11 protein-coding genes are annotated in these 11,716 nt (G+C 59.9%); 9 read left to right on the plus strand and 2 right to left on the minus strand.

Annotated features, from left to right (window positions below; genetic code table 11):
- The first annotated feature begins 153 nt into the window (after positions 1-153).
- Complete coding sequence (gene prpD / locus BTN82_RS08875; protein ID WP_075118770.1) at positions 154-1,638, plus strand: 2-methylcitrate dehydratase; 1,485 nt, start codon at positions 154-156, stop codon at positions 1,636-1,638.
- 92 nt (positions 1,639-1,730) lie between these two features.
- On the opposite strand, the gene BTN82_RS08880 is transcribed toward prpD, so the two are convergent.
- Positions 1,731-2,549 (minus strand): pyruvate, water dikinase regulatory protein, encoded by an 819-nt coding sequence (locus tag BTN82_RS08880; RefSeq protein ID WP_075118771.1) that lies wholly within the window; start codon positions 2,547-2,549, stop codon positions 1,731-1,733.
- A gap of 174 nt (positions 2,550-2,723) precedes the next feature.
- Here BTN82_RS08880 and ppsA point away from each other — a divergent pair, with 174 nt between their 5' ends.
- The 8 genes from ppsA to BTN82_RS08920 all read left to right on the plus strand — a co-directional run bounded on the left by ppsA (position 2,724) and on the right by BTN82_RS08920 (position 10,881).
- A complete protein-coding gene (ppsA, locus tag BTN82_RS08885; protein WP_075118772.1) occupies positions 2,724-5,099 on the plus strand; it encodes a phosphoenolpyruvate synthase in 2,376 nt (791 codons plus the stop codon).
- A 102-nt stretch (positions 5,100-5,201) separates the two neighbouring features.
- Positions 5,202-6,191: an alpha/beta fold hydrolase gene (locus BTN82_RS08890; RefSeq protein ID WP_075118773.1), complete on the plus strand. Its 990-nt coding sequence runs from the start codon at positions 5,202-5,204 to the stop codon at positions 6,189-6,191.
- A 267-nt stretch (positions 6,192-6,458) separates the two neighbouring features.
- Positions 6,459-6,950: a ribonuclease E activity regulator RraA gene (rraA, locus tag BTN82_RS08895; RefSeq protein ID WP_075118774.1), complete on the plus strand. Its 492-nt coding sequence runs from the start codon at positions 6,459-6,461 to the stop codon at positions 6,948-6,950.
- A gap of 25 nt (positions 6,951-6,975) precedes the next feature.
- Positions 6,976-7,971: a zinc transporter ZntB gene (locus BTN82_RS08900; RefSeq protein ID WP_075118775.1), complete on the plus strand. Its 996-nt coding sequence runs from the start codon at positions 6,976-6,978 to the stop codon at positions 7,969-7,971.
- Between the two features lie 63 nt (positions 7,972-8,034).
- Complete coding sequence (locus tag BTN82_RS08905; protein ID WP_075118776.1) at positions 8,035-8,280, plus strand: CrfX protein; 246 nt, start codon at positions 8,035-8,037, stop codon at positions 8,278-8,280.
- A gap of 2 nt (positions 8,281-8,282) precedes the next feature.
- Entirely contained in the window at positions 8,283-9,107 is an 825-nt protein-coding gene (locus BTN82_RS08910) for a mechanosensitive ion channel family protein (RefSeq protein WP_053260260.1), read from the plus strand.
- A gap of 89 nt (positions 9,108-9,196) precedes the next feature.
- The gene (gene sigX, locus BTN82_RS08915) at positions 9,197-9,787 is read left to right on the plus strand and encodes an RNA polymerase sigma factor SigX (RefSeq protein ID WP_044462116.1); all 591 of its coding nucleotides are present in this window, start codon (positions 9,197-9,199) and stop codon (positions 9,785-9,787) included.
- 107 nt (positions 9,788-9,894) lie between these two features.
- Entirely contained in the window at positions 9,895-10,881 is a 987-nt protein-coding gene (locus BTN82_RS08920; protein WP_075118777.1) for an OmpA family protein, read from the plus strand.
- A 77-nt stretch (positions 10,882-10,958) separates the two neighbouring features.
- Here the strand turns inward: BTN82_RS08920 and cobA are convergent, their stop codons facing one another.
- On the minus strand, positions 10,959-11,708 hold the full coding sequence (cobA, locus tag BTN82_RS08925) for a uroporphyrinogen-III C-methyltransferase (protein WP_075118778.1): 750 nt from the start codon (positions 11,706-11,708) through the stop codon (positions 10,959-10,961).
- Between the last annotated feature and the right edge of the window lie 8 nt (positions 11,709-11,716).

Below are 11,716 nucleotides of genomic sequence, written 5' to 3' on the forward strand. Positions count from 1 at the left end.
CGCGATAGCGATACCACGGTCGACATCGATGTCGACGGTTCATCCGTCATCGTGAGCAAGCTCGCTCCTACAAGGGGCCGAATAAAAATAACCCGATCAGCCTGACCTTGAGGATGCAACGCACACCCAAACCCTTGATGGAGTGAACGGCCCATGAGCGCCAACGTTGATCTGAACAACCGCCCCGATTACGACCAGGTCCTGCAGGACATCGCCGACTACGTCCTGGACTATCGGATCGAGTCTCGCGAGGCCCTGGATACCGCGCGCAACTGCCTGATGGACACCCTCGGCTGTGGCCTGCTGGCCTTGCGTTTTCCGGAGTGCACCAAGCACCTGGGGCCCATCGTGGAGGGCACGGTGGTGCCATTCGGCGCGCGGGTGCCAGGCACCAGCTTTAGACTGGACCCGGTCAAGGCAGCCTGGGATATCGGCTGCATCGTGCGCTGGCTGGACTACAACGACACCTGGCTCGCCGCCGAGTGGGGCCATCCTTCCGATAACCTGGGCGGCATCCTCGCGGTGGCCGATCACCTGTCGCAGAAACGCGTGGCCAACGGCGAGGCGCCGCTGAGTATGCGCGTGGTGCTCGAGGCGATGATCATGGCCCATGAGATCCAGGGGGTGATCGCCCTGGAGAACTCCTTCAACCGGGTCGGCCTCGACCATGTGCTGCTGGTGAAAGTCGCCTCGACCGCGGTCGCCGCCAAGTTGATGGGCGCTAACCGCGAACAGCTGCTGGCGGCGCTGTCCCAGGCCTTTGTCGACGGACAGGCGCTGCGCACTTACCGCCATGCGCCGAACGCCGGGTCGCGCAAGTCCTGGGCGGCGGGGGATGCCTCCAGCCGCGGCGTGCGCCTGGCGGATATCGCCTTGCGTGGCGAGATGGGCATTCCGGGAGTCCTGAGCGCGCCGCAGTGGGGGTTCTACGACGTGCTGTTCAGCCACACCAACAAGGACCTGGCGCTCAAGCCGGAGGACAAGCGGCGCTTCAGCCTGTCGCAGAAGTACGGCAGCTATGTGATGGAGAACGTACTGTTCAAGATCAGCTTTCCGGCCGAGTTCCATGCGCAGACCGCCTGCGAGGCCGCGGTCGCCCTGCATCCGCAGGTCAAGGAGCGCCTGCACGAGATCGACCGGATCGTCATCACCACCCATGAGTCGGCGATCCGCATCATTTCCAAGGTCGGCCAACTGGCCAACGCCGCCGACCGCGACCACTGTCTCCAGTACATGACTGCTGTGCCGCTGGCGTTCGGCAACCTGGTGGCCGAGGACTATGAAGACAGTTTCCATGCCGCCCATCCGATTATCGACCAGTTGCGCGAGAAGATGCAGATCGTCGAAGAGCCGCGTTACACCCGCGAGTACCTGGAGGCCGACAAACGTTCCATCGCCAATGCGCTGCAAGTGTTTTTCAAGGACGGTTCGAGTACCGAACAGGTGGCGGTGGAATACCCGATCGGCCATCGTCGGCGCCGTGCCGAAGGCATTCCACTGCTGGAAGACAAGTTCAAGGCCAACCTGGCCACCCGCTTTACCGCCCAGCGTTCGGCGCAGATCTTTGCCCTGTGCAAGGATCAGGCACGGCTCGAGGCCACGGCGGTGCATCGGTTTGTCGATTTATTCGTGATCTGAGGGAAGGGCCGGCCGATGGTCGGCAACTCGCGCCGACAGCATTCTGTAGGCGCGAGCTGGCTCGCGATAGCGCTCTGTCTATCGGAGAAACCTTATTTGAAGCGCCGCTCGACGCCTTTTTCCACCAGGATCTTCGCGGAGATCTCTTCCACCGAGAAGTGCGTGGAATTGATGTGCGGAATGTTCTCGCGGCGGAACAGGTTTTCCACCTCGCGGACCTCGAATTCGCACTGGGCGTAGCTCGAATAACGGCTGTTGGGCTTGCGCTCGTTGCGGATGGCGGTGAGCCGGTCGGGGTCGATGGTCAGGCCGAACAGTTTGTGCTGGTGGGCGCGCAGGGCAGCCGGTAGTTGCAGGCGCTCCATGTCGTCCTCGGTCAGCGGGTAGTTGGCAGCGCGGATGCCGAATTGCATGGCCATGTACAGGCAGGTCGGGGTCTTGCCGCAGCGCGACACGCCCACCAGGATCAGATCGGCCTTGTCGTAGTAGTGGGTGCGGGCGCCGTCGTCGTTGTCGAGGGCGAAGTTCACCGCCTCGATCCGCTCCATGTAGTTGGAGTTGTGGCCAATGGAATGGGACTTGCCGACCGAATACGAAGAGTGCTCGCTCAGTTCCAGTTCCAGGGGGGCGAGGAAGGTCGAGAAGATGTCGATCATGAAACCATTGGACGTCGCGAGGATCTCACGGATGTCCTGATTGACGATGGTGTCGAAGATGATCGGGCGAAATCCGTCCTTTTCGGCGGCGATGTTGATTTGTTGTACCATGGCCCGCGCTTTTTCCACGCTATCGATATACGGTCGCGTGAGTTTGCTGAAGGTAATGTTTTCGAACTGCGCCAGGAGGCTCTGGCCGAGGGTTTCAGCGGTGATGCCGGTACCGTCGGAGATAAAGAAAGCAGATCGTTTCATTTGCACCTTGGGCCTTAAGCTAGTGACGAATCTTGGATATGATAGGCGCGGTTTGCCGGCCGCCAATGGCCCGCATTCTCACTTATTTTCCAGGTCCAGGCCATACAGCCGGCATGCGCTCCCCCGAGCAGCCGGCTCCTGAGCTTTTCCAACACAGTTAGTGGAGAGATCACCTTGGTAGAGTACGTAGTTTCCCTCGATAAGCTCGGCGTCCATGATGTAGAGCATGTGGGGGGCAAGAACGCATCCCTCGGCGAGATGATCAGTAACCTCGCGGGCGCCGGTGTATCGGTCCCCGGTGGCTTTGCCACTACGGCTCAGGCCTACCGTGACTTCCTCGAGCAGAGCGGCCTGAACGCCCAGATCCACGCGGCGCTCGATGCCCTGGACGTCGATGACGTCAACGCCCTGGCCAAGACTGGCGCGCAGATCCGCCAGTGGATCATGGAAGCCGAGTTCCCCGAGCGCCTGAACGCTGAAATCCGCACCGCCTTCGCCGAAATGTCCCAAGGCAACCCGAACATGGCCGTGGCCGTGCGTTCGTCGGCCACCGCCGAAGACTTGCCGGATGCGTCCTTTGCCGGCCAGCAGGAAACCTTCCTGAACATCCGTGGCGTCGAGAACGTCATTCGCGCCGCCAAGGAAGTCTTCGCTTCCCTGTTCAACGACCGCGCCATTTCCTATCGCGTGCACCAGGGCTTCGACCACAAGCTGGTCGCCCTGTCTGCCGGCGTGCAGCGCATGGTGCGTTCGGAAACCGGCACCGCCGGCGTGATGTTCACCCTCGATACCGAATCGGGCTTCCGTGACGTGGTGTTCATTACCGGCGCCTACGGCCTGGGCGAAACCGTGGTCCAGGGCGCGGTGAACCCGGATGAGTTCTACGTCCATAAAGGCACCCTGGCTGCCGGTCGCCCAGCGATCTTGCGCCGCAACCTGGGCAGCAAAGCCATCAAGATGATCTACGGCGAAGAAGCCAAGGCCGGTCGTTCGGTGAAAACCGTCGATGTGGACAAGGCCGACCGCGCCCGTTTCTGCTTGAGCGACGCTGAAGTCAGCGAATTGGCCAAGCAGGCGATGATCATCGAGAAGCACTACAAGTGCCCGATGGACATCGAATGGGCCAAAGATGGCGATGACGGCAAGCTGTACATCGTCCAGGCCCGTCCGGAAACCGTGAAGAGCCGCACCCAGGCCAACGTCATGGAGCGTTACCTGCTGAAGGAAACCGGCACCGTGCTGGTGGAAGGCCGTGCCATCGGCCAGCGTATCGGCGCCGGCAAGGTGCGGATCATCAAGGACGTGTCGGAGATGGACAAGGTCCAGGCTGGCGACGTGCTGGTATCCGACATGACCGACCCGGACTGGGAGCCGGTCATGAAGCGCGCCAGCGCCATCGTTACCAACCGTGGCGGTCGTACTTGCCACGCGGCGATCATCGCGCGCGAGCTGGGTATTCCGGCGGTCGTCGGTTGCGGCAATGCCACCCAGCTGTTGAAGGACGGCCAGGGCGTGACCGTGTCCTGCGCCGAAGGCGACACCGGTTTCATCTTCGAGGGCGAACTGGGCTTCGATGTGAAGAAAAACTCCGTCGACGCCATGCCCGAGCTGCCGTTCAAGATCATGATGAACGTCGGCAACCCGGACCGTGCCTTCGACTTCGCCCAGTTGCCGAACGCCGGTGTCGGCCTGGCCCGCCTGGAGTTCATCATCAACCGCATGATCGGCGTGCACCCTAAGGCCCTGCTGAACTACGCCGGCCTGCCGCTGGACATCAAGGAAAGCGTCGACAAGCGCATCGCCGGCTACAACGACCCGGTCGGTTTCTACGTCGACAAGCTAGTCGAGGGCATCAGCACCCTGGCGGCGGCGTTCTGGCCGAAAAAGGTCATCGTGCGCCTGTCGGACTTCAAGTCCAACGAATACGCCAACCTGATCGGCGGCAAGCTCTACGAGCCGGAAGAAGAAAACCCGATGCTGGGTTTCCGCGGTGCCTCGCGTTACATCAGCGAATCCTTCCGTGATTGCTTCGAGCTCGAATGCCGTGCGCTCAAGCGTGTGCGCAACGACATGGGCCTGACCAACGTCGAGATCATGGTGCCGTTCGTCCGTACCCTGGGCGAAGCTAGCCAGGTGGTGGATTTGCTGGCCGAGAACGGTCTCAAGCGTGGCGAAAACGGCCTGCGTGTGATCATGATGTGCGAGCTGCCTTCCAACGCGATCCTGGCCGAAGAGTTCCTCGAGTACTTCGACGGTTTCTCCATCGGTTCCAACGACCTGACCCAGCTGACCCTGGGCCTGGACCGCGATTCGGGCATCATCGCGCACCTGTTCGACGAGCGTAATCCAGCGGTCAAGAAACTGCTGGCCAACGCCATTGCCGCCTGCAACAAGGCCGGCAAATACATCGGTATTTGCGGCCAGGGCCCGTCCGACCACCCGGACCTGGCCAAGTGGCTGATGGAGCAGGGCATCGAAAGTGTTTCGTTGAACCCCGATTCCGTGCTGGAAACCTGGTTCTTCCTGGCCGAAGGCCAGGACGCAGTCTGATCGGAGAGTGAAGCGTCGGTCGCTCTTCGGGGCGGCCAGCGCTTTGAGATTCAAGTAGGGCGGGCTCCCTCCGGATGCCGCCCTTTTTTGTGCAAGAGCATTATGCAAAGCAGCAGCCATTTATTTCCCGTCGCCTTGATCAGTGCCGAACGTCGAGGCGACCTTAGCGAAGACGTCTACCGTCTCAAGCCGGGCAACAGCCCGGACGCCACGGTCGAGCTGGCCGTCACCCGCCTGGGAATGGCCAATGAGGCTGAACCCCGCGGTGTTCCAGTGATCCTGCTGCACGGCAGCTTCTCCAATCGCCGCTTCTGGTATTCCCCCAAGGGCATCGGCCTGGGCGCGTACTTGGCGCGCATGGGCTTCGATATCTGGATTCCCGAGATGCGCGGCCACGGTCTGTCGCGACGCAATGCCGATTACCGCAAGAACCGCGTCGCCGATTATGCGCAATACGATCTGCCCGCCATTGGCGCCTTCGTGCGCGAGCAAAGCGGCCAGATCCCGCACTGGGTTGGCCATTCCCTGGGCGGCATCACCCTGGCGGCAGCCTTGGGCGGCCAGTACCTGGGTGAGCCGGCGGTGGCCTCGGCAGCGCTGTTTGGCTGTCAGGTCAGCCGCACTTACTGGCCATTGAAAATCCCGGCGGTGGAGTGGAGCGGTCGCTTCATTCTCAAGCGTTTTGCCCAGTTGTCCGGTTCGCGGCTCAAGCGCGGCCCCGAGGACGAGCCCATCGGACTGGCCCTGGAAAGCATGCGCTGGTATGGGCTGTTCGGGCGTTTCGGGGATAAACAGAAGGACTGGTGGGCCGGATTGGCCGACGTTTCGCTGCCAGTATTGGCGGTCAGTGCCTCCGGCGATCACCAGGATCCGAGCTGGGCTTGCCGCAAGCTGTTCGACCAGTTGGGTTCCGAGCACAAACAGTTTGTCTGCCTGGGGCGCGAACACGGTTTCAGTGGCAATTTCGGCCATGTCGAGATGCTGGTGAGCAAACCCGCGCAGGTTGAAGTCTGGCCCATGGTGGCGCGTTGGCTGACGGATCAGCAGAGCCCGTTGCTGGCGTCGGGCAGCGAACTGGCCGCCGCGATTTGACGCCGAGGGCTCTGACAAGGGCATTTCGCTCCGATGCGCTTGCGGCTAAGATATGACGTATTAAGTAATTTTGGTCACATTCGGGCGCCGCTGCAGCATTCTGTCCGTACTGCTTGAGCCTGCCGAAATTGGCGTATGGTGGTGGTCGCATGAGGATCGAGGGCTAAGGTGAAAGGTTAAACATTCGCTGCCTGCACTCGTATCCTCAGCATGAACCCTGCGAATTCCGACACTGCGACGTGTTCTTTCCATTACAGGAGTTGTTCGATGAATCATTACCTCACTCCCGACCTGTGCGATGCCTACCCGGAGCTGGTGCAGGTGGTTGAACCGATGTTCAGCAATTTTGGCGGCCGCGACTCTTTCGGCGGCGAAATCGTGACCATCAAATGCTTCGAAGACAACTCGCTGGTCAAGGAACAGGTCGAACTCAAGGGGCATGGCAAGGTACTGGTGGTCGACGGCGGGGGTTCCCTGCGCCGCGCGCTGCTCGGCGACATGCTGGCGGAGAAAGCGGCGAAAAACGGTTGGGAAGGGCTGGTGATCTATGGCTGCATCCGTGATGTCGATGTGATCGCGCAAACCGACCTGGGCGTCCAGGCGCTGGCGAGCCACCCGATGAAAACCGACAAACGCGGTATTGGCGATCTCAACGTGGCCGTGACGTTTGCCGGGGTGACTTTCCGTCCGGGCGAATATGTCTATGCCGACAACAATGGCGTGATCGTTTCGCCAAGCCCGCTGAAAATGCCTGAATAAGCAGTCGACCAAGCAAGGGATGAGGATGTTCGAGGAAGACAACGCGCAATGGGGGCTGGTACATGCCCTGGTACTGGACGGGAAAGGTGGTGCGCGTGCGATTGCCCGAACTGAACTGGACGACCTACAACTGCAGTCCCATGAAAGCCTCTGGCTGCATTGGGACCGCAGCCATCCGCAAACCCAGACCTGGCTGCGCAAGGCCAGCGGCCTGAGTGAGTTCAGCTGTGACCGCCTGCTCGAAGAAAACACCCGGCCACGCTTGTTGGCGCTGCCGGATTGCGAGTTCCTGCTGTTTTTGCGCGGCATCAACCTCAACCCCGGCGCCGAGCCCGAAGACATGGTTTCGGTGCGTATCTTCGGCTCGGCCCAGCGGGTGATCTCCCTGCGCCTGCGGCCATTGCGCGCGACCGATGAGCTGCTGGTGCAACTGGGCGAGGGCAAAGGCCCGAAAACCGCCTCCGAACTCATCCTTTATATGGCCGAGTACCTGACCCACAAGGTGCAGGATCTGGTCAGCGACTTGTCGGAAGTGGTCGATGCCGAGGAAGAAAAACTGGATGCCGACGAACGGTATACCCCTGAGCACGGCAACATTCTGCAGATCCGTCGGCGGGCTGCCGGACTCAAACGCTTCCTTGCTCCGCAGCGGGATATTTTCGGCCAACTCAGTCGTACCCGCCTGCCCTGGTTTGCCGATGACGATGGCGATTACTGGAACGAATTGAACAACAGCCTGACCCGCTACCTGGAAGAGCTCGAATTGACCAGAGAGCGCGTGGGGCTTGCGCTTGAGGCCGAAGACCGGCGCTTGAACGTACGCATGAACCGCATCATGTTTCGCTTCGGGATTATCACAGGGATCTTTTTGCCGATGAGTTTTCTGGCCGGTCTGCTGGGGATCAACGTGGGAGGCATTCCGCTTTCCAACAGCCCCTACGGGTTTCTGATCGCCTGCCTGTTGATGGCGCTGGTCGCGCTGGGGCAGTGGTGGTTGTTCCGACGTTTGCGCTGGGTCTGATCATGAACTATGTGACTCAGGGAATTTTGATCGCGTCTTTCACAGACATATCGAGAGGTGCGTATGCACGATCCGTTTGAACAGTCGTTGCGTGACATGCTCAAGGCCACACCGTCCACCCGGGACGACGATGCGTGCCTGGGCCGCGTGCTGAAAACCGCCAACCGGCAGGTAGGGGCGGGGGATCTGTTCAGCCTGCTCGGCCGCTGGTTGCCGGCGCTGATGATTGCTCTGAATAACGGATCGGCCCATATCTCGCCGGTTTCCCGTCGTAAACCTACTGCACGTGCTGCTGATAAGGCTGATTGAATATGGAACTTGATCTCTGGACTCAGAGCCTCGTCACTGCGATGACTGCGTTGTGGACCAAGGTAGCGAATTTCATCCCGAATCTGTTTGGCGCGCTGGTCGTGCTGTTGCTGGGGTTCGTGGTAGCCAAGCTGCTGGATACCCTGCTTTCGAAATTGCTCGCCAAGCTGGGCCTGGACCGGCTGATGGGCGGCACCGGCCTCACCAAACTGCTGTCCCGCGCGGGCTTGCAGGTACCGATTTCTACCTTGATCGGTAAAATCGTGTATTGGTTCGTATTACTGATTTTTCTGGTTTCTGCTGCAGAATCCCTTGGCCTTGAGCGGGTTTCGGCTACGCTCGACATGCTGGCGCTGTATTTGCCGAAGGTTTTCGGCGCCGCGCTGGTGCTGTTGGTGGGGGTATTGCTGGCGCAACTGGCCAATGGGCTGGTGCGCGGAGCGGCCGAAGGGGTTGGTCTGGATTACGCCAGCGGCCTGGGGCGAATCGCCCAGGGCCTGGTGATCATCATCAGTATTTCCGTTGCGATCAGTCAGTTGGAGGTCAAAACCGACCTGCTCAACCATGTGATCGTGATCGTGTTGATTACCGTTGGTCTGGCTGTTGCCTTGGCCATGGGGTTGGGAAGCCGGGATATTGCCGGTCAGATTCTTGCGGGAATCTATGTGCGTGAGTTGTATCAGGTTGGGCAACAAGTGCGAGTTGGCGAGGTCGAAGGACAGATCGAGGAGATCGGCACGGTCAAAACTACATTGCTGACCGATGAGGGTGAGCTAGTCTCCCTCTCCAATCGGATCCTGCTGGAGCAGCATGTAAGTAGCCGCTAACCCGGCAAACCCTGCTAATGTATGCCGCCGCAAAAATGCCCATGTCCGGGCTGCGGCGGACATTGACCTGACTGTCGGCCCGACTCGTTTTGAATAAAGCCCAATCGCTATCCACGCGCTATGACCCCCGTGAGCTCTCTGACGAGGAGTTGGTTGCGCGCTCGCACACGGAGCTGTTTCACGTAACGCGTGCGTATGAAGAGTTGATGCGACGCTATCAGCGAACCCTCTTCAACGTTTGTGCGCGTTATTTAGGGAACGATCGTGATGCTGACGATGTCTGTCAGGAGGTGATGTTGAAGGTGCTGTATGGCCTGAAGAACTTCGAAGGAAAATCGAAGTTCAAGACATGGCTCTATAGCATCACGTACAACGAATGCATCACGCAGTATCGGAAGGAACGACGCAAGCGTCGTTTGATGGATGCGTTGAGTCTGGACCCCCTTGAGGAAGCGTCTGAAGAGAAGGCGCCGAAACCTGAGGAGAAGGGCGGACTTGACCGTTGGCTTGTGCATGTGAACCCGATTGACCGGGAAATTCTGGTGCTACGTTTTGTCGCAGAGCTGGAGTTTCAGGAGATCGCAGACATCATGCATATGGGTTTGAGTGCTACGAAAATGCGGTACAAGCGTGCGCTTGATAAATTGCGTGAGAAATTTGCAGGCATTGCTGAAACTTAGTTCGGCGCAAATATCTCTTACGTTCAGGTAAGTTCTGATAGACTTACCGCCGAGTTGTCCCCCGGTATGTGGGACTGCTTTACAATCACCAGATGGGGATTTAACGGATGAAACTGAAAAACACCTTGGGCATTGCCATTGGTTCTATTGTTGCCGTGACTTCGTTCGGCGTTCTGGCGCAAGGCCAAGGCGCGGTCGAGGGTGAACTGTTTTACAAAAAACAGTACAACGACAGCGTTAAGCACATCGAAGACGGCTTCAACCCAGGCGCTCGTATCGGCTACTTCTTGACCGATGACCTGTCGTTGGACCTGAACTACGACAAAACCAACCACACCCGTTCGAACGACGGTACTGGCAACCAGAAGATCAAGGGTGACACCGGCAGCCTGCTGGCTACCTACCACTTCGGTCAAGCTGGCGTGGACTCCCTGCGTCCATACGTTTCCGGTGGTTTCGGTCACCAGAGCCGTACCAACGTACAGGCTGACGGCCACAGCGGTCGCGACCAGTCGTCCCTGGCTATCATTGGTACCGGTGTTAAGTACTACTTCACCGACAACCTGTTCGCTCGTGCCGGCGTTGAAGCCGACTACGCAATGGACAACGGCAAGTGGGACTACTCCGCCCTGGTTGGTCTGGGTGTGAACTTCGGCGGCAACGCTGGCAAGGTAGCTCCTGCTCCAGCTCCAGTTCCAGAGCCAACTCCAGAGCCAGAAGCTCCGGTTGCTGAAGTGGTTCGTGTTGAGCTGGACGTGAAGTTCGACTTCGACAAGTCGGTCGTGAAGCCTAACAGCTACGCTGACATCAAGAACCTCGCTGACTTCATGAAGCAGTACCCACAAACCACCACCGTTGTTGAAGGTCACACTGACTCCGTCGGTCCTGACGCTTACAACCAGAAACTGTCTGAGCGTCGTGCAAACGCCGTTAAGCAAGTTCTGACCAGCCAGTACGGTGTTGAGTCGAGCCGCGTTCAATCCGTTGGCTACGGTGAGTCCCGCCCAGTTGCCGACAACGCAACTGAAGCTGGCCGCGCTGTAAACCGTCGCGTAGAAGCGCAGGTTGAAGCACAAGCTCAACAAGCTCAGTAATCTGTAGCTTGCAGCTTTGAAAAACCCGGCCTAGGCCGGGTTTTTCTTTGCCTGCGATTTGTTGAAAGCGGCGTGAATCAGGCCGATAACGCCGCTTCGGCAAGGGCTGGCAGCTGTGCGCCCGAAGCGGCCACCTCGCCGACGACCAGGATGGCCGGGCTCTTGAGCTGGAAGGCTTGGGCATCCTCGTGCATCGCATTCAGGTCGCTGCGGCACAGGCGCTGTTCGGGCAGGGATGCGTTCTCGATCATGGCCACTGGGGTGTGCGGCGCCAGGCCGCCAGCGATCAGTTGTTCGCGGATCTCGCCCAGCTTGGCCACTCCCATGTAGATCACCAGGGTCGTCCCGCTTTGCGCCAGGGCCTGCCAGTTCAGGCTGCTGTCGTCCTGGGTATGGGCGGTCAGCAAGGTGACGCCACGGGCGATACCCCGCAGGGTCAGCGGGATCCCGCACTGGGTCGCCCCGGCCAGGCCGGCGGTGATGCCATTGACCATCTCCACCTCGATGTCACGCTCCTGTAGCCACTGCGCTTCCTCGCCGCCTCGGCCGAAGATGCACGGATCGCCGCCCTTGAGGCGCACCACGCATTTGCCTTGCCGGGCGTAGCGCAACATCAGGCGATGAATGAAGGCCTGGGGCGTCGAACGACAGCCGCCGCGTTTACCCACGGCAATGACCCGGGCCTGAGGGCAATGCTCCAGCACCGCCGGGTTGACCAGATCGTCGATCAGCACCACATCGGCTGCGCCCATGGCCCGAACGGCCTTGAGGGTCAGCAGTTCAGGGTCGCCAGGGCCCGCACCTACCAGCCAGACTTTTGCGCTCATATGGGTTT

The organism is Pseudomonas chlororaphis (genome assembly GCF_001921865.1).
GTDB classification, from domain to species: Bacteria; Pseudomonadota; Gammaproteobacteria; order Pseudomonadales; family Pseudomonadaceae; genus Aquipseudomonas; species Aquipseudomonas chlororaphis_D.